The sequence below is a fragment of the Caballeronia calidae genome (assembly GCF_900044055.2).
GTDB classification, from domain to species: Bacteria; Pseudomonadota; Gammaproteobacteria; order Burkholderiales; family Burkholderiaceae; genus Caballeronia; species Caballeronia calidae.
On sequence record NZ_FCOX02000006.1, the window covers coordinates 204,609 to 223,979 of the forward strand.

Annotated in this window: 13 protein-coding genes; 8 read left to right on the top strand and 5 right to left on the bottom strand. The window is 65.5% G+C overall.

The genetic code is table 11. The annotated features are described in order from the left end of the window. From bcsZ to AWB78_RS09025, 5 genes are all read left to right on the top strand, one after another. Positions 1–1,143, top strand: a complete 1,143-nt coding sequence (bcsZ, locus tag AWB78_RS09005) for a cellulose synthase complex periplasmic endoglucanase BcsZ (protein WP_062604206.1) — start codon at positions 1–3, stop codon at positions 1,141–1,143. Then, entirely contained in the window at positions 1,137–5,705 is a 4,569-nt protein-coding gene (locus tag AWB78_RS09010; RefSeq protein ID WP_062604207.1) for a cellulose biosynthesis protein BcsC, read from the top strand. Before bcsZ ends, AWB78_RS09010 begins: the two co-directional genes overlap by 7 nt. 77 nt (positions 5,706–5,782) lie before the next feature. Further along, complete coding sequence (locus AWB78_RS09015; protein WP_062604208.1) at positions 5,783–6,736, top strand: LysR family transcriptional regulator; 954 nt, start codon at positions 5,783–5,785, stop codon at positions 6,734–6,736. 440 nt (positions 6,737–7,176) lie between these two features. Continuing rightward, entirely contained in the window at positions 7,177–9,447 is a 2,271-nt protein-coding gene (locus AWB78_RS09020; RefSeq protein WP_062604209.1) for a TonB-dependent receptor, read from the top strand. A 52-nt stretch (positions 9,448–9,499) separates the two neighbouring features. Then, positions 9,500–10,183, top strand: a complete 684-nt coding sequence (locus AWB78_RS09025) for a Fe2+-dependent dioxygenase (protein ID WP_062604210.1) — start codon at positions 9,500–9,502, stop codon at positions 10,181–10,183. Position 10,184: 1 nt separating this feature from the next. On the opposite strand, the gene AWB78_RS09030 is transcribed toward AWB78_RS09025, so the two are convergent. After that, entirely contained in the window at positions 10,185–11,144 is a 960-nt protein-coding gene (locus AWB78_RS09030; RefSeq protein ID WP_062604211.1) for a LysR family transcriptional regulator, read from the bottom strand. Positions 11,145–11,280: 136 nt separating this feature from the next. Here AWB78_RS09030 and AWB78_RS09035 point away from each other — a divergent pair, with 136 nt between their 5' ends. The 3 genes from AWB78_RS09035 to AWB78_RS09045 all read left to right on the top strand — a co-directional run bounded on the left by AWB78_RS09035 (position 11,281) and on the right by AWB78_RS09045 (position 15,654). Then, a complete protein-coding gene (locus tag AWB78_RS09035; RefSeq protein ID WP_062604212.1) occupies positions 11,281–13,398 on the top strand; it encodes an FUSC family protein in 2,118 nt (705 codons plus the stop codon). A gap of 269 nt (positions 13,399–13,667) precedes the next feature. Further along, positions 13,668–15,164: a succinyl-CoA:acetate CoA-transferase ScpC gene (scpC, locus tag AWB78_RS09040; protein ID WP_062604250.1), complete on the top strand. Its 1,497-nt coding sequence runs from the start codon at positions 13,668–13,670 to the stop codon at positions 15,162–15,164. A gap of 133 nt (positions 15,165–15,297) precedes the next feature. Next, entirely contained in the window at positions 15,298–15,654 is a 357-nt protein-coding gene (locus AWB78_RS09045; RefSeq protein WP_062604213.1) for a host attachment protein, read from the top strand. Positions 15,655–15,705: 51 nt separating this feature from the next. On the opposite strand, the gene AWB78_RS09050 is transcribed toward AWB78_RS09045, so the two are convergent. The 4 genes from AWB78_RS09050 to AWB78_RS09065 form a co-directional block, all read right to left on the bottom strand. Then, positions 15,706–17,094: an FAD-binding oxidoreductase gene (locus AWB78_RS09050; protein WP_062604214.1), complete on the bottom strand. Its 1,389-nt coding sequence runs from the start codon at positions 17,092–17,094 to the stop codon at positions 15,706–15,708. 410 nt (positions 17,095–17,504) lie between these two features. Then, positions 17,505–18,179: a DUF799 domain-containing protein gene (locus AWB78_RS09055; protein WP_062604215.1), complete on the bottom strand. Its 675-nt coding sequence runs from the start codon at positions 18,177–18,179 to the stop codon at positions 17,505–17,507. A gap of 9 nt (positions 18,180–18,188) precedes the next feature. Further along, complete coding sequence (locus AWB78_RS09060) at positions 18,189–18,548, bottom strand: DUF4810 domain-containing protein (protein ID WP_082883270.1); 360 nt, start codon at positions 18,546–18,548, stop codon at positions 18,189–18,191. A 27-nt stretch (positions 18,549–18,575) separates the two neighbouring features. Further along, a complete protein-coding gene (locus tag AWB78_RS09065) occupies positions 18,576–19,253 on the bottom strand; it encodes a CsgG/HfaB family protein (RefSeq protein WP_062604217.1) in 678 nt (225 codons plus the stop codon). Positions 19,254–19,371: the final 118 nt, after the last annotated feature.

Consider the following 19,371-nt stretch of genomic DNA (forward strand, 5'->3'; position numbering starts at 1 on the left):
ATGCGGGTATTCACCACCAGGTTTTTCGCTGGTGCAATCATCGCCGTCTCGGCGGCAAGCGCGCAGGCCGCGCAGCAATGCGACTGGCCCGCGTACCGTCTCTTCGTGGAGCGCGTCGTGCAGGCCGATGGCCGCGTCATCGACCGTTCGACCGACGCGCAGCAGACCACATCGGAAGGCCAGTCCTACGGCATGTTCTTCGCGCTCGTCGCGAACGACCGCGCGACTTTCGATCGTCTGCTCAACTGGACGCGCAGCAATCTGTCGGCGAATCAGTTCGATGCGAACAGCCTGCGCCTGCCCGCGTGGCAATGGGGCAGGAAGCAGGACGGCTCGTTCGGCGTGATGGATCCGAACCCGGCATCCGATGCCGATCTGTGGATCGCCTACGACCTGTTCCAGGCCGGCCGGCTGTGGAAGGAGCCGGCGTACACGAAGCTCGCCTACGCGCTCGCGACGCAGATCGTGAAGCAGGAAATCGTCGACTTACCAGGCCTCGGTCCGATGCTGCTGCCCGGTCCGCAAGGCTTTCGCGCTGGCGACGTGACGCGCCTGAATCCGAGCTATCTGCCGCTGCCGCTGTTGCGCGGCCTCGCGCATGAAATGCCTGACGGCCCGTGGGCGAAGCTCGCGCAAAACGCCGCGAAGATGGTCAAAGTCACGTCGCCGCGCGGCTACGCGCCGGACTGGGCGGCTTATCAAAACGGCCAGTTCGCCGTCGATCCGAAGAACGGCGATACCGGCAGCTATGACGCGATTCGCGTCTATCTGTGGGCCGGCATGGCGGCGAGCGGCGATCCGCTCGCGCGGCCGTGGCTCGATGCGCTCGGCGGCATGCGCCAGAGCGTGGCGCAGACGGGCTTTCCGCCTGAGAAAGTCAACGTGACGACCGGCGCGGCGACCGGCGAAGGCCCGCTCTCCTACTGGGGCGCGCTTGCGCCCTACTTCAAGGCGCTGAACGACGAGCGCGGCCTCGGGCTTGCGCGCACCCATCTCGAAGCGCTGGCCGCGCCGCCGGGCGCGGGCCGCGAGCCGGTCTACTACGACCGCGTGCTCGGGCTGTTCGGTGGCGGTTTCATCGACGGACGATATCGCTTCGACGAAAACGGCCGTCTCCAGCCGAACTGGAGACGCGCATGCTGATCCGGACCAGAAAACGCGTGCTCGCGGCGCTGATCTGCGCCACGCCCGTACTGGCCTTCGCGCAGGCCGCCGCCGACCCGCTGACCGTGCTCATCGACCAGGGCAAGTACTGGCAGGCGCACAAGCGCGGCGATCTCGCGGAGCAGGCGTGGCAGAAGGTGCTGCGCATCAATCCGAAGCAGCCCGATGCGCTCTTCGGCATGGGCATGGTGCTCGCCGACCGCAAGGACGGCAGCGGCGCGCAGCAGTATCTCGCGCAGTTGCGTCAGGTCGCGCCGAACTATCCGAACATCGACGAGCTCGGCCGCCGTCTCGGCGAAACCAGCTCGCGCGACCAGACCGTGAACGACGCGCGCCGGCTCGCGCAGAGCGGACAGAGCGCGTCGGCGGTGCAGGAATACAGGCGCGCGATCGAAGGCAAGCCGACGACGCCGCAGCTTCAGCTCGAGTACTACCAGGCGCTCGCCGCGACGCCCCAGGGCTGGGACGAAGCGCGCCGCGGCCTCGAGCAGCTGGCGCGCGAGAATCCCGACGAGCCGCGCTACCAGCTCGCCTATGCGCAACACCTGACCTATCGCGATTCGACGCGGCGCGACGGCATCGCACGGCTCGCGAAGCTCGCGAACGACAGCGCCGTCGGCGCGGACGCGAAGAAGAGCTGGCGGCAGGCGCTGCTCTGGCTCGGCGCGCGCGCGTCGGATGCGCCGCTTTATCAGGCGTATCTGCAGGTTTCGCCCGGCGACGCCGCCGTGAAGGCGCGCTTCGATTCGATGGTGCAGCAGGACAAGTCGGCACGCGAGCGCGCAGAGGCCGATGCCGTCGTCGATACGCGCGGCCGCACGGTCGCGGAAGGCTTCGCCGCGCTCGATCGCGGCGATCTCGTGACGGCGCGCGCGCGCTTTTCATCGGTGCTCGCGAGCAATCCGAACGACGCCGACGCGCTCGGCGGCATGGGCGTCGCGGCGCTCAAGCAGGAGCGTTTCGCGGAGGCGCGCACGTATCTCGAACGCGCCTCGCGCGCGGGCAATCCGGCGCGCTGGAAAGACGCCCTCACGAGCGCGACCTACTGGACCTATACGAGCGATGCCATCGGCGCGCGCAGCAACGGCCAGATCGCGCAGGCGAAGGCGCTGTTCGAGCGCGCGATCGCGATCAATCCCTCCGATGTCACCGCGCAGGTGCTGCTCGGCGAAATGCTGCTCGCGAACGGCGATCCGCGCGGCGCGGAAGCGGCGTACCGCATGGCGCTGCGCCGTCAGGCCGACAATCCCGACGCGATTCGCGGGCTCGTCGGCGCATTGGCCGCGCAAGGGCGCGGCGACGAAGCGCTCGAATTCGCCAATCGGCTGAACACGGAGCAGCAGGCGAAAGCGGGCGGCATCAACAAGCTGCGCGGCGAGGCGCAGGCCGCGCAGGCGCGCGCGGCGGAAGCGCGCGGCGATCTCGGCGCGGCGCGCAGTCTCTTCGAGGACGCGCTGCTCAACAATCCCGACGATCCGTGGCTGCGGCTCGATCTCGCGCGCATCTACGTGCGTCAGGGCGCGGTCGGCAATGCGCGCAGCATGATGGACGGCCTGCTCGCCACGCATCCCGACATGACCGACGCCCTCTACGCGAGCGCGCTGCTCTCGGCCGAAACGCAGGACTGGTCGACGGGACTCGCGCAGCTCGAGCGCATTCCCGCCACGCAACGCACGCCCGCGATGACCGCCTTGCAGCATCGCCTCTGGGTTCATCAGCAGGCCGATCTCGCGACGCGCGCCGCTGCGGCGGGCCAGCGCGAGCAGGCGTTCGCGATCCTGCGCCGCGCCGAGCCGGTCGCGGCAGGCAATGCCGAACTGATGGGCGCGGTGGCGTCGGCGTATGTGAAGGCGGGCGATCCGGCACGGGCGCTGTCGCTCGTGCGCGGCGCGATCGCCAGTGCGCCGAACGACACCGGCCTGTTGCTGCAATACGCGGGCATTCTGTCGGCGACGCAGCAGGAAGCCGAGCTCGGCTCCGTGATGCGCCGCCTGCAGTCGATGCCGCTCACGACGCAGCAGCGCGCCGACTTCAACAATCTGAACGTGGGCATCGTCGTCGCGCGCGCGGATGCCGTGCGCCGGCAGGGCGATCTCGCCGCCGCGTACGACGTCATCGCGCCGTGGCTCGCCGCGATGCCCGACAACGCCGATCTCCAGGCCGCGCTCGGCCGCATGTACACATCGGCGGGCGATGACCGCAGCGCGCTTGCCTGCTATCAGAACGCGCTGTCGCGCCGCCCCGACGATGTCGGCTTGCAGACGGCGGCGATGTCGGCCGCGAGCGGCGTGCACGATTTCAAGCTCGCGCAGACCTACGCGAATCAGGCGTATGCCGCCGCGCCCAACGATCCCGGCGTGCTGGCCGCGATCGGCCGGATGTATCGCGCGCAAGGCAAGCTCGATCTCGCGGCACAGTTCCTGCAACGCTCGCTCGTCGCGGCCAATACGCCCGCGCCGGCCGCCGCGTCCGGTCAGGCGCGCGGCAATGTCCCGCGCGGCTGGGAAAGCGCGATGAGCCGCATCGGCTCGAATCCGCTCCCCGGCACCAATCCGTTCGAAGGCAAGACGGCCGTCGATACGGCGTCGAATCCGGCGCTCGCATCCGGCGCGTCTTATCGTCAGGCCCTTCCTCAGAGTTACTCGCAGCCCGTGCCGACCTATCTGCCGCCTCCTCAGCCCGCGCCTTATACCGCGCCCTATGTCGCGCCCTCGCCGGCACCCGTGCCTCAGGGCGCGCCGCGTCCGGTTTCGAGCGGCGGCTATGGACCCGACGCTTACGGCTCGGGGCAATCCGGCGCGCCGTTGCAGCCGTATCCGGGGCAGGATGCGGGGGCTTCGGCCGGGTATGCGGTGCAGGCTTATCCGCAGCAGCAGGCTTATCCGCAGCAGCAGGCTTATCCGCAGCAGCAGGCTTATCCGCAGCAGCAGCCCTACCCGCAGCAGCAGCCCTACGCCGCGCAAGACCCGTACGCCGCGCCCTGGCCGATGTCGCCCGGCGCGCGCGACGCGCAAGCAAACGCCTACGCGCCGCAGCCTGCTGCCGGCGCGACGAAGAAGCAGAAGGCGTCGAACAAGGCGACGGCGGCGCGTCCCGCCGATCCCTACGCCTACACCGCGCCGCCGCAACCGCAGCCATACGCGCAAGCGCCGTACGGCCAGCAGCCTTATTACGCGCCGCCGCAACCCTACGCGCCGCAGTACGCGCAGCAGCCCTACATCCCGCAGCCGCCCGCGGGCTACGCGCAGCCCTACTATCCGTCGCAGGCGCAGCCCGCGCAGCGCGCCGCCACCGCCGCGACAATGAGCGCCGGCGGCGTCCCCGTGCCGGTCGCGAATTCACAGACGGCGGGTGTCGCGGAAGAGCTTGCGCAGATCAATCGCGAGCAGGCGAGCACGATCTCGGGCGGCCTCATCTTCCGCAGCCGCGACGGCGAGGACGGCCTCTCGAACCTGACCGACATCGAAGCGCCCATCGAAGGCCGCATCAAGGCGGGCAACGGCCACGTGATCGTGCGCGCGACGCCCGTGACGCTCGACGCCGGCACGGCGAGCAGCGAGCCGAATACGCTCGCGCGCTTCGGCTCGGGTCTCGGCGCGGTGGCCAATCCGCCGACCAACAACTACGGCTCGCAGACGGCGACGGGCGTCGGCCTCTCCGTCGGCTACGAGAACCGCAACATCAAGGGCGATATCGGCACGACGCCGCTCGGCTTCCGCGAGACCAACGTCGTCGGCGGCTTGCAGTATCAGAACGCGATCACCGACAAGGTCTCGTACTCGCTCGCGGTCGCGCGCCGCGCCGTGACCGACAGCCTGCTCTCGTATGCCGGCACGCGCGATCAGGGCGCGGGCCTCGAATGGGGCGGCGTGACATCGACGGGCGCACGCGCCGATCTCGGCTGGGACGACGGCACGAGCGGCGTCTACGTGAACGCTGCGTATCAGTTCCTCGACGGCAATCAGGTCGCGACCAACAACGCGGTGAAGGGCGGCGGCGGCATCTATACGCGCATCATCAAGGACCCGGACCAGACGCTCACCGTCGGCGCGAACACCACGCTGATGCACTACGACAAGAACCTGTCGTATTTCACGTACGGGCAAGGCGGCTACTTCAGCCCGCAGCAGTACGTGATCCTGAACTTCCCGGTCGAGTACATGGGGCGCACGGGGCTGTTCTCCTACGACCTGAAGGGTTCGATCGGCGTGCAGCACTACCGCGAGGACGCGTCGAACTATTTCCCGACGAACGCCACCTACCAGGCGCGGGCCGCGAGCTCCGGCGCGACGCCCGATGCGGGCGCGGTCTATCCGGGCCAAAGCAAGACGGGCGTGTCGTACTCGCTCAGCGCGACGGGCGAATATCAGCTTGCGCCGCAACTCGCGTTCGGCGCGACGGCATCGTTCGGCAACGCGTATCAGTATCGCGAGTGGCTCGCCGCCGTGTACGTGCGCTACAGCTTCACGCGACAGGGCGGCGTGCAGCCGGCCTTCCCGCCGCAGGCGTTCAGCTCGCCGTATCTGTCGCTGTCGAACTGATGTTCTTGCGCGTGCGCTTCGCTTGCGGCTAGGCTTAGGGCCACGGCCGCAAGCGGGCACACGGGCAAGATCAGCCGATGAAAACACAAAGCGCGCTCGTCGCGAACAACGACCAATTCCTGCGCGACCTGCAGCTCTTCTGCATCGTCGCGCGGCGTTCGAGCTTCATCGCGGCCGCGACCGAGACCGGCATCTCGCCGGCGCATGTCAGCAAGCGCATCGCGATGCTGGAGACGAGTCTCGGCGTGAAGCTCTTCATGCGCACGACGCGCCGCGTGTCCATCACGAGCGACGGCGAAGCGGCCTTCCAGTGGGCGCAGAAGATTCTCGATGACGTGCAAGGCATGGCCGACGCGTTTTCCGGCCTCGACGATCCGCGCGGGCTGTTGCGCATCGGCACGAGTCTGCGGCTCGGGCGCGAGCATGTGTCGCCCGCGCTCACCTTGCTGCGGCGGCGTCATCCGGGGCTGGAGATCTGGCTCGAACTGCTCGACCGGCGCGTCGATCTCGTCGGCGAGAACTTCGATATCGACATTCGCGTCGGTGAAGTGCACGAGCCGCATCTGATCGCGCACAAGATCGTCGAGAGCTTTCGTGTGCTCGCGGCCGCGCCCGCGTATCTCGAACGGCGCGGCGCGCCGAAGACGCTCGCCGAGCTCTCACAGCACGATTGCCTGCTTTTCCGCGGACGCGATCAGCGCTTCGGCGTCTGGCGGCTCGCCGGGCCAAACGGCGAGGAAAGCGTCAAGGTGACGGGACCGATCGCGTCGAATCACAGCGACATCGTGCGCCAGTGGGCCGAGGATGGCTTCGGCATCGTGATGGGATCGATCTGGGATGTCGCATCGAGCCTGCAGAACGGCACGCTCGTGCCCGTGCTGCCCGCCTACCGGCAACGCGCGGACGTGTGGGCGGTGACGTCGGCGCGTTCGTCGCATTCCGCGAAGATCCGCGTGTGCATCGATTTCCTGCGCCAGCAATTGACGAGCGGTCCTTATGCGCTCGTCACGTCCGGCGTCGCCGGATTCTGAGGGCGGTCGGGCGCGTCGGCACGGCGCCATAGTGATCCGCCACTTTTTGTCCGCAATGCGCGCCGTCTAGGTCCGCGCGAACGCCGCGACAGCTGAGCTTTTCCTCCGAACCGTTATTACGCGGCCCTCAGCGCGCGCCGACCCCAGCGTGCGAACCACACATTTTTTCGTTGCACGGACGTCACGGTCGCCGGCAAAAAGACCCGCATTCTGCAATGTTTATTTCCAAATGTTTTTGAGACATGTAATGATACTGATTCGCATTTATAACAATCGCAACGATAGGTCAGTTCAATCAGGCCCGCCGCGACCGGATGCGCTAACAGGTTCAAGGCGTCGCCGCCCGCTCCGCTTTGATCGCTGTTCGATCACTTTCGCAGACGAAAACCCGCTTCGCTGCCGATTTGGATATCACTAACAAGCATCGGGATAAGAACGACATGTTGAGGAAAACGCCGCTCGCAGCGGCATTGGTGACTATTGCCGCGGTTCCCATGGCCGCACCGCTCTACGCCCAAACCGCACCGCAAGCCGCAGCGCAGTCCACGCAAGCCGCATCGCAGAACGCTCCTTCCGCATCTCAAGTCGCGCAAGCGGCGCCTGCCGACGGCACTTCCGCCGCCACCGCACCCGAAACCGCCGCCCTGCCCGCCGTCAAGGTGACGGGCCAGGCCGACGCGCCGGATTTCCAGCCCGACATGTCGAGCGTCGGCGCCAAGGTGCCGACCGCGCTGCGCGATATTCCGCAGGCGGTCGTGGTCGTGCCGAAGGCAGTGCTGAATTCGCAGGGCGTGAGCTCCTTCACCGACGCGCTGCGCAACGTGCCGGGCGTCACGATCGGCGCGGCCGAAGGCGGGCAGATCGGCAACAACATCAACCTGCGCGGCTTCTCGGCGCGCACGGACATTTATCTCGACGGTTTCCGCGACCGCGGCCAGTACTATCGCGATACGTTCAATCTCGAATCGATCGACGTGCTCTACGGCCCGTCGTCGCTGTACTTCGGACGCGGTTCGACGGGCGGCGTCATCAATCAGGTCAGCAAGCAGCCGAACCTGAAGCCGCGCGCCGATGTCTCGCTGCAGGCGGGCACGCACGACCGCTATCGCACGACGGTCGATATCAATCAGCCGATGACGGACACCTCCGCGTTCCGCATCAACGCGTTCGGCCAGTCGCTCGGCTCGACGCGCGACGAGATGCACAACAAGGATTACGGCATCGCGCCCGAAGTGAAGTTCGGCATCGGCACGCCGACGCAGGTGACGCTGTCCGCGCTGATCCAGCACAACCGCGATCAGCCCGACTACGGCATCCCGCCGCTGAACGGCCATCCCGCGCCCGTCGACACGAAGACCTTCTACGGCTTCACCGACGACCGCACGATCCAGGACGTGCAAACCGTGAACGCCCGCGTGGAGCATCGCTTCAACGACATGTTCACGCTGCGCAACCAGACGCAGTTCAGCCACTACAGCACCGAGGCGCGCGCGACCAACCCGGCGGCCGTATTGACGGGACCGCTCGGCACGTCGCCCGCGCTCTCGAACGGCAACTACACGACGCTGCCGCTCACGTCGCTCTATGTGCGGCTGCAAGGCAAGGACCGCAACATCAACGATCACTCGGTCTACAACACGACCGACTTCCAGGGCAAGTTCGCGACCGGCCTCCTGAAGCACGACATGCTCTTCGGTGTCGATCTGAGCCACGAGACGTACAGCAACCAGACCTTCACCGCGACCACGCCGGGCCTGCCGTCGAACACGCTCGCGATCGTGCCGCTCGTCAATCCGCCTTACGTGCCGCGCCCGTCGAACTATCGCGAAGTGGCGACCAATCTCGCGGAATCGAGCGCGAACGGCATCGGCATCTATTTGAACGATACGATCTCGATCGGCGAACACTGGAAGTGGATCGGCGGCGTGCGCTGGGACCGCTACGAGGCGTCGATCCACAACTCGATCAACGCGCCCGGCTACGCGACGCAGACGAACTACTTCACGAGCGTGCGCACCGGCGTCGTGTGGCAGCCGACCGACTGGCAGTCGTACTACGTGTCGTACGGCACGTCGTTCAATCCGTCGCTCGAAGCGCTCACGCTCACCAACGGCCAGCAGAACACGCCGCCCGAGCATAACCGCTCGTACGAGATCGGCTCGAAGTGGGATCTGCTGAACGGCGGGCTGTCGGTGACGCAGTCGCTCTTCAACATCGACAAGACCAACGCGCGCACGCAGACATCGACGGGCGAATACACGCTCGACGGCGACGTGCGCGTGCGCGGCTATCAGCTGGGCGTCGCGGGCCACATCACACGGCAATGGCAGATCTTCGGCGGCTACACGTACATGGACGGCACGGTGCAGAAGGCGTTCGACGGCACCACCGGCAACCAGCTCGCGAACACGCCGCATAACATGCTCACGCTGTGGACGACCTACGACTTCACGCCGGCGTGGCAGATCGGCGGCGGGCCGACGTATGTGTCGTCGCGCTATGCGGCGAACAACAATCTGGTGGAAGTGGGCGGCTACGTGCGCTGGGACGTGATGGCCGCGTATCATCAGAAGCGCTACGATATCCAGCTCAACGTGCTGAACATGACCGACAAGAAGTATTACGACGCACTGATTCCGTCGGATGGCGGGCGCGCGGTGCCGGGCCTCGGCCGCACGTTCCTCGCGACGTTGAACTACCGCTTCCGTTGATGTGAAATGAGCGCGCGCCGCGATACATGGCGCGCGCCCGAAGGCCATAACAATGATCCTCTCGATACCGAACGTGCTGAGCCCCGAAGACACCGCCGCGATGCGCGCGCGTCTCGAAGCCAGCGACTCCTGGGTCGATGGCCGCGCGACCGCGGGCTATCAGGGCGCGCCGGTCAAGCGCAACATGCAGATCGCGGAAGGCTCGCCGATCGCGCAGGAACTGGGCGATGCGATCATCGGCGCGCTCGAGCGTCATCCGCTATTCATCAGCGCGGTGCTGCCCAATCGCGTGTATCCGCCGCTCTTCAACCGCTATGAAGGCGGCATGCATTTCGGCAGTCATGTCGATGGCGCGATCCGCATCGTGCCCGGTCACGGCGCGCGCGTGCGCACCGATGTCTCGGTCACGCTCTTTCTCACGCCGCCCGAGGACTATGACGGCGGCGAGCTCATCATCGAAGATACTTACGGCGTGCAGGAAGTGAAGCTGCCTCCCGGGCATGCGATCGTTTATCCGGCCACGAGCCTGCATCAGGTGCGGCCGGTCACGCGCGGCGCGCGCGTGTCGAGCTTCTTCTGGGCGCAAAGCCTCGTGCGCGACGATGCGCAGCGCGCGCTGCTCTTCGATCTCGACAACTCGATCCAACGCCTCAACGCCACCGACGGCGACGAAGCCGCGAAGCGCTCACTCGTCGGCTGCTATCACAACCTGTTGCGCATGTGGAGCGATACGTGATTCACGCGGCGCGCAGGACGTTCGGCTTGCCCTTGCCCACTTCGGCAAGCAGGGCTTCGTCGCGCGCGATCACATCCGGCAGATGCGCGCGCAGAAACTCGACCCACGTGCGCGTCTTGGCATCGACGAACTTGCGTGACGCATAGAGCGCATAGAGGTTCGTGCGCTGCAGCGTGTGATGCGGCAGCACGCGCACGAGCGAGCCGTTGCGCAAGCCTTCGATCGCCGCATACAACGGCAACATGCCGATGCCCATGCCTTCGCGAATCGCCACCACGAGCGACTCCGCGATATTCACCTGCACCGGCCCGCTGATCTGCAGCGTCTCGCGGCCTTCCGGCCCTTCGAGCGTCCATTCGCGCGCGGGAAACGCGGGCGTCTGCAAGGTGAGGCAATCGTGCTGCGCGAGATCGGCGGTCACTTCGGGCGCGCCGCGCGAGCGCAGATATTCCGGCGATGCGCACAGAATGCTGAAGGTCGCGCCGAGCTTGTTCGAGATGACTTCCGAATCCGACAATGCGCTCGCCGAGACCACGGCCACGTCGCTGCTGCCTTCGAAGAGATCGGGCATGCGCTGCGACAGCGTCAGCTCGACCTTGACATCGGGATACAGCGCGCGATACCGGGCGATGGCCGGCAGGATGTAATGCTGGCCCACGCTCGCGAAGCTGAACATGCGCAGCGTGCCCGACGGATGTTCATGCGCGCAGCTCGCTTCCTCTTCCGCGCCGTCGATGTCGGCGAGAATCTGCCGCACGCGCTTCAGATAGCGCTCGCCCGCCGATGTGAGCGCGAGACGCCGCGTCGAGCGGTTCATCAGGCGCGTGCGCAAATGGGCTTCCAGTTCGGAGACGGCGCGCGACATCGCGCCGGTCGTCGAATTCATCGACTGAGCCGCAGCCGTGAAGCTGCCGGCTTCGATCACGCGGGTGAAGACCCGCATGTTCTGTAGGGTATCCATCAAACGGTCACAAATACTTCGGAAGCGTCATTGTCCGACTTTTCCCGGGGGCGATTGTTGTTGAATCCGGAAAGAATGTTCCCGAATTCCCTCATTAATCGCCGTGAACGGGTTGCCTACAATCGGCGCCTTCACGATGAGGAGCCTGTCGGCGGACTGCATGTCGTTCCTGGAAGCACGCGTGTCGATGCGCGACTGGCGCGCCACCGATGGCCACATCTGGCTTCATCTCGCGAAGACGCTGCTCGCCGCGTTCCTTGCGATGGGCATCGCGATGCGGCTGGAACTGCCGCAGCCGCGCGTCGCGATGACGACCACCTTCGTGCTGATGCAGCCCTTCTCCGGCATGGTGCTCGCCAAGAGCGTCTATCGTTTCGCGGGCACGGCGCTCGGCATGCTGGCCGCGCTCGTGCTGGGCGCGGTGTTCGTGCAGCAGACCGAGCTCTATGTGCTCGCCCTGACACTATGGGTCGCCGCGTGCACCGCGCTCGCGGTGCGCTATCGGCAGTTCCGCTGGTATGGCTTCGTGCTCGCGGGCTATACGGCGGCGCTCATCGGCATTCCCGCCGTCACCGATCCGAATACCTTGCTGATCGCCACGCTCACGCGCGGCGCGGAAGTCATGCTCGGCATCGTGTGCTCGAGCGTCGTGAGCGCGCTCGTGTTTCCGCGTCATGCGAGCGCGACGCTCGTGCAGTCGCTCGCGCGGCGTCAGACGGACTTCGCCGCGTTCGCGGCGGGCGTGTTGCGCGGGCGTCTGTCACGCATCGCGCGTGAGCGCCGCTTCGCCGATTTCGTCGATGAGATCGTCGGCTTCGAAGCGACGCGCGGCATCGCCGCCTACGAATCGCACGCGATGCGTCAGGGCAACGGCGCGCTCGCGCAACTGAACAGCGCGTTCATGGATGCCTGCGCGCGCCTGCATGCACTCGATCAGTCGGTCAAGCGTCTGCGATCGGATCACACGCGATGCGCGCACGATGCGCTCGCGCCCTTCCTCGACGAGCTCGCGCGCATCTTAGAACGCGACTCGCTGCAAGCGCATCTGGCGCGCTACAAGGCGACACTGCCGCGGCGCGTGCGTGAAGCGCAACGCAGTCTCGCAAGCGCGGATCACGCGACGCAGCTCGACTTCACCACGTCGGGCGAGCTGCTGTATCGCTTCGTCGACGACACGATGCGCTATCTGTCGATCGCGAATGGCGAACCGTCGAACGATCGCGCGCCGTCCCGATATGAAGCGAAGACCAACCGCTTCGTCATTGCAGCGACCTTCGCGCGGACGGGCAGCGTGATCGCGGCGACCGCGTGGTTCTGGATCGTCACCGCGTGGCCGAGCGGCGGCTATGCCGTGATCGGCGCGACGCTCGCGTGCGCGTTGTCGTCGGCATCGGCGCGGCCGTCGAAGTTCATCGCGCAGATGGCAGCGGGCGCGGCGTGCGCGGTCGTGACGGGCTATGTGTTCCTGTGCCACGTCTATCCCGCCATCGACGGCTTCGCGCTTCTGTGCGCGGTGCTCGCGCCGCCCCTCGCGGCAGGCGCGTTCCTCGCGATGCGTCCCGCCGCCGCCGGATACGGCATCGGCTTTTGCGTGTTCTTCTGTCTGCTCGCCGCGCCCGACAACCGCATCGTCTACGATCCGGGCCTGCTCCTGAACAACGGCGTCGCCGTTGTCGTCGCGATGCTCGCCGCGGCCATCGCCTGCGCGGTCATCGTGCCGCCGCGCACCGCGTGGCTCGTCGGCAAGACGCTCGCGGAACTGCGCGCCCAGGCCGCGCTCGCCTGCGAAGGCAAGCTCGCGGGACTCGGCGAGCGCTTTCACTCGGGCACGCACGATCTGATGTCGCAACTGCGCGGCCTGCTCACGCGGCGCTCGCGCGAACACCGGCAGGCGCTGTCGTGGATGCTCGTCACGCTCGAAGTCGGGCAGGCGATGATCGATCTGCGTCGCGAAGCACGCGCGTTGCCCGCACAGCGCTTCGCCGATGCGTTGCGCATCGCGTGGAGCACGTCGCTCGCGCGCGTGTTGCGCGATATCGCCGTGCTGTTCCGCGCGCCGGACAGCGAGACGCTGCGTCGCGCGATCGGTTCGGTCGTCGCGTCGATCCTCATCGCCGAAAGCATGCTCGACGCCGTGCGCGACGAACCCGACGAACGCGACGCGAGGCACGACATGCAACGCGTGCTCGCGTGCCTGCATTTCATCCGCACCGCGCTCGTCGATCCCGATGCGCCTTTCGATGCGCATCGCTGAGCGCATCTTTTCCCGGGATGGAAATGTGCCTTCCTGGCGCGGCGATTAATCCGCGCACGCCCGCGCCCTATAGTTCGCATAGCGACGCGCGGCCCTTGATTAGCGCCCATTTGCCGCACGATGCGACGCATGAAACCCGCATGGAATTAGATGAAGCGCAACGTTGCACGGCATTGGAACAATGTCTTGCAATGCCGCGGCTTCGAAGGCGCGCGTGCTGCCTATAATCGCCCGCCCGATTGAGCCTGAAAGCGTTCGTGGAGATGTCAATGTACGAAGATCGTATTCGCTGTGCCGCCTTGCGCGGGAAAGTCACCTCGGCCGCCGACGCGGCGCGGCTCGTGCGCGACGGCATGATCGTCGGCGCGAGCGGCTTCACGCGCGCGGGCGACGCGAAGGCCGTGCCGCTCGAAATCGCGCGCCGCGCCCGCGAGGAGAGCGAGCCGTTGCGCATCACGCTGATGACGGGCGCATCGCTCGGACATGATGCCGACCGCATCCTGACCGAAGCGGGCGTGCTCGCGCGCCGCCTGCCCTTTCAGGTCGATACGACCTTGCGTAAAGCGATCAATCGCGGCGAGGTGATGTTCGTCGATCAGCATCTGTCGGAGACGGTCGAGTTCCTGCGCGCGAACCGGCTCGGCAAACTCGATGTCGCGATCGTCGAAGCCGCCGCGATCACGGAGACGGGCGGCATCGTGCCGACAACGTCGGTCGGCAATTCGGCGAGCTTCGCGATCCTTGCCGAGCGCGTGATCGTCGAGATCAATCTCGCGCAACCTGCCGCGCTCGAAGGGCTGCACGACATCTGGATTCCCGAGCGCCGGCCGCAGCGCGAGCCGCTTCCGATCGTGCGCGCGCATGACAGGATCGGCGAGAGGGCCATCGAGATTCCCATCGAGAAGATCGCCGCGATCGTCATCACCGACAAGCCGGACAGCGCATCCACCGTGTTGCCCGCCGATCGGGACACCGCGCTCATCGCGGGGCATCTGATCGAGTTCTTTCAGCACGAAGTGTCGCGCGGACGCTTGCCGAAGCAGTTGCCGCCGCTGCAGGCGGGCATCGGCACGATCGCCAATGCGGTGCTGTCGGGCTTCGCGGCGTCGCCGTTCGAAGCGCTGACGATCTATTCCGAAGTGCTGCAGGACTCGACCTTCGATCTGCTCGATTCCGGCAAGGCGACGTTCGCATCGGGCGCATCGATCACGTTGTCCGCGGAGCGGCAGGCGCAGGTGTTCGGCGAGATCGACCGCTATCGCGAGCGGCTCGTATTGCGGCCGCAGGAAGTGAGCAACCATCCGGAAGTGATTCGCCGCCTCGGTCTCGTCGCGATCAACACGGCGCTCGAGGCGGATATCTACGGCAACGTGAACTCGACACATGTCGGCGGCACGCACATGATGAACGGCATCGGCGGCTCGGGCGATTTCGCGCGCAACGCGGCCTATGCGATCTTCGCGACGAAATCGATCGCGAAGGAAGGACGCATTTCCAGCATCGTGCCGATGGTCCCGCATTGCGATCACAACGAGCACGATGTGGATATCGTCGTGACCGAGCGCGGGCTCGCCAATCTCACTGGCCTCGCGCCGCGCGAACGCGCGATGAACGTGATCCAGAACTGCGCGCATCCGATGTATCGCGATTTGCTGCGCGACTATTACCGCGATGCAGCAGCACTCGGCGGACACACGCCGCATCGTCTGGATCAGGCGTTTTCGTTTCACACGCGCTTTGCGGCGAGTGGATCGATGCTGCCCTGAACACTGCTTTGACATGATCGCGCGCGCCATGCTGCGGCGCGAAAGCGAATGGCGCGCTAGAACGAAGCCGTGACCGCGAGATTAGGCGCACAATGGCGGGAGCCCGCTTGGGCTGGCGAACAGGAGGAGCACCATGACCGCCATCACCTGGGTTCTTGCCGCCGACGGCAGCCGCGCGCGAATCTTCGAGACGGAAGGATTGAAGCTCGATTTGCGGCAGGTCGAGGACCTCAGGAATCCGGCGCCGCGCACGGCGGAATCGGCGGACAAGGAGCGCGAGAAGTTCGCGAGAACCGTCGCCGAGTTTCTCGAAAGGAGTCGCCTGCATCAACGATTCGATCGCTTGCGCCTCGCGGTCGAGCCGAAGTTTCTCGGCCTGCTGCGCGATCATCTGAGCAGCGAAACGCGCAAGCTCGTCTACGAGGAAGTCAGCAACGACGTGTCGAACATGGACACGCGCGATATTCGCCGTCATCTCGACCGGCCTTGAATCCACTCTTGCCGACGCGCCGCTTCCGCGAGAGAAGCGGCGCGCCGCGCGTCACGCCGCGGGCATGATGTTCTGATTGCTGCGGAACAGGTTGTCCGGATCGTAACGCCGCTTCACTTCGGCGAGCCGCTCGTAGTTCGGGCCATACGCCGCCCTCACCCGATCGCCTTCCTCGCCTGTCATGAAGTTCACGTAGACGCTGCCGAGCGCATGCGGCGTCATCGCGGCGAACATGTCGCGCGCCCACTTCGTGCACTGCTCGTCGTCGGCGGCATCGCTCCAGCGGCCGTGAATGTTGATCGTATAGATGGAATCGCGATTCGCGTAAGCCGTCGCATCGACGGGCACGCGGTTCGTCTGCCCGCCCATCGCGCCGATGAAGACCTCGCATTGCGTCGATGGAAGCGACTTCACCGCATTCGTCAGGATATCGAACGTTTCGTCGTTCAGCGTGGCGAAGTTATGCGACTTCCAGTAGTTGCGCTCGCCCGGCGTGAGCAGCGGATCGAAGGCCTTTTGCCATGCGGCGAAGGGCATCGGCCCGAGATGCTCGCCGTAGGGCGTGCCGAACGCGCGCACCGGCGCCAGCGCCCTTTCGCCGTTCTCGACCGGACCGATATAGCAGCTCGCGAGCACGACGACCGGCTTGCCGTGCACATCGGCGGGCAGGAACGGCAACGGCGGCGCGAGACGCAGCACGGCCCACACGGTCAGCTCGTCGGGGCTTTGCGCGACGAACTCGCGGTACTTCGGCAGCACCGTCTCCGCCTGTTCGAGCGGATACACGACGAGTCCGCCATAGATTTGCGGCCCGACTTCGTGCAATTGATATTCGAAGAGCGTGACGACGCCGAAATTGCCGCCGCCGCCGCGCAGCGCCCAGAAGAGATCCGGCTCGCTGTCCGCGCTCACGCGCCGCAATTTGCCATCCGCCGTGACGATCTGCGCCGCGATGAGGTTGTCGACCGTCACGCCGAACTTGCGGCTGATCCAGCCGAAGCCGCCGCCGAGCGTGAGGCCCGCGACACCCGTCGTCGAGTTGATGCCGAGCGGCGTCGCGAGTCCGAACGCCTGCGCTTCGTGATCGAAGTCGGAGAGCAGCGCGCCGGGCTCGACATAGGCGCGCTTCGCTTCCGGATCGATCCGCACGGATTTCAGCGCGGAGAGATCGATCATCAATGCGTCGTCGCTGACCGCGCTGCCCGCGATGTTGTGGGACCCGCCGCGAATCGAGACCAGAAGGCTGTTGGCGCGCGCGAACGCGAGCGCGCCCATCACGTCGGCGGTGCCCGCGCAACGCACGATCAGCGCGGGGCGCCGGTCGATGGTCGCGTTCCAGACCTTGCGTGCTTCGTCGTAGTCGGCATCCGACGGTGAGATGACCTTGCCTCTCACCGACGCCTTGAGGGTATCGATCGCTTCGCCTGAGATGTTGATCATTGTGAGACCTCGCTGCTAGATAAAGCGCCGCGACGTGCCCGACCCTGCCAGCTGGTACGGCGAAAGCGCACGGAACCCGCCATCGGATCACGCGTGGCGTGTCGATCGGATGCACACCTGGGAGACCGCGGGGGCGGGAAGAATTGCGACAACGGACGCATCGGTCCGCTCACTGATTTAATGCCTCGGTTTACGGGATGTAAAGGGGCTGACCAGTGAAATCGTGCATGTGATCTAGCATGTATCGGACAAAGTTGCCGATGCGATGGATTAGCGCATGCAGCGTTTCATTCGCTTTATATGTATTCCTTATTTAATCCAGATCAATTAAGGAAACTTCCGCTTAAGAAACGCAAAAAAAAAACGCGCCGGGGAGCCGGCGCGCTGATGCTTCGTGCGATCTGTATCGATCAGTCCTTGCCGTAGTTCGGCGAGCGCGGACCATACAACAGACCGTTCGATCCGCCCGTCGCCAGCAAACGTGCACTGGTCAGTCCCGCGACGGCCCACGACTTGTCGGTGGTGACATTGACGGCGTGCTTGACCGCCGTTTGCACGAGCGCCGTGACGAGTCCTCCGCCCACGGTGAAATCGTTGCCGGTCTCGCTACCGTTCGCCTTTGCCGAACCCTTCCACAGTGTCTCGCCCGAGCGCAGATCGACCAGCCTGGCTTCCGCCGCGACCTCGGTCGTAGTCGCGAGGACCCGATACGACGAGCCGTACTTCGTGATCTTCGTGTACAACGCGGCGTCCGCGCCGAAGATGCTGCGCAGCTTGTCGGGCGCGACGCCCTGGATGTCGTTGGGCGTCGTCAAGCCGTTATGCCTGAAGGTCTCCTCCATCTCGGCGACCGGCACGACGTAGTAGCCGCCTTCGGCGAGCGGCATCGTCATCTGGGACAGCATGCCGTAGGTTGCGTCGACTTCGTTCGTGTCGTTGATCGGCGGGAGAACGAGAATCGAGCTCGGCTTGCTGTTGCGAAATGCGGTGTGGTCGGTCTGGGTCGGCGAACGCGAAGCGCATGCCGTCAGGGCCACGACGATCGACAGCACCGCGAGGAGTTTGCGGGAAATATTGAAGGTCATGGTCGGTGCTTATTGAAGTTTGCTCAACAGGAAATCCATAAAGGCGGAAGATTCGGGGAATTGCGCCTTCTCTTCCGTCAATTGCTGACGCGCCTCGGCGCCCTTGCCGACGCTTGCGTACAACGTGCCCAGATGAGCCCGGAATCCGGGCGGCAACGCTCCGTTCTTCGCGGTGATCTTCTCGCGCGCCGTCTCGAGTGCAGCGATCTGATCTTCCGCACCCTTTTGTGCCTTGAAATACTCGTAGACCTGAGGCTGATAGCCGTCCCATTGATAGAGCGACGGGGTCTTGGTGGCACAGCCCGTGAGCAGCGCGCACGCCACCGCGACCGGCAGCGCGAGGCTGGCCAGCCGGAAATTCTTCGTGATCATGTTCTTCGGATGAGAGTGAGTGAATTAGCGTGCGACTTGCAGCGCGCCCGCGTCGACCTTTTCGGCCAGGTGATTGACCGCTTCGCTGATGGCCAGGTCGAGCACCTTGCCGTTGAGCGTGGAGTCATAGCTCGAAGTGCCGCCGAAGCCGATCACTTCGCGGCTCGACAGGCTGTACTCGCCGGCACCCTGGCTCGATGTCACCACCTCGGACGTGGTCGTATCGACGATATTCAGACTGACCTTCGCGTAGGCCACCTGCGTCTTTCCGCGCCCGAGAATACCGAACAGCTCACGGTCGCCGACCTCTTTGCGGCCGAACTCCGTGACGTCGCCCGTAATGACGTAATTCGCGCCCCGGATGGCCTGCGCCTTGTTGGAAAAGCCGGCTTCCTGTTTCGTTTCGCTCAGGTTGTCCCGATCCAGCACGGCAAAGCGCCGGCTCTGCTGCAAGTCGGTGATGAGAATGGTCTTCGCCTGGCTGCCGAGACGATCGACGCCATCCGAAAACACGCCCCGCATATAGCTCGAGTGATTGTCGAACTTGCCGATCGCGACCGGCACGGATTTGCCCGCGAAGGGCTTCTGGGCGCTCGCGACTTCCGGTACCGCCAGCGCGCGCGAGGCTTCGGTCGCGCATCCGCTCAACATCGCTGCAACAGAGGCGATGACGATGGCCATATGGCTTTTTGTGAATTTCATTGATTGCCTTTACCGTCGAACTTCAGAATCACCTGCCGTATGACGGTGATTTTGGAAACCGACGATTATTTGGCAATTTTCAAGCTGGAGAGGAAAGAGAATTCCTAAAATCCGATCG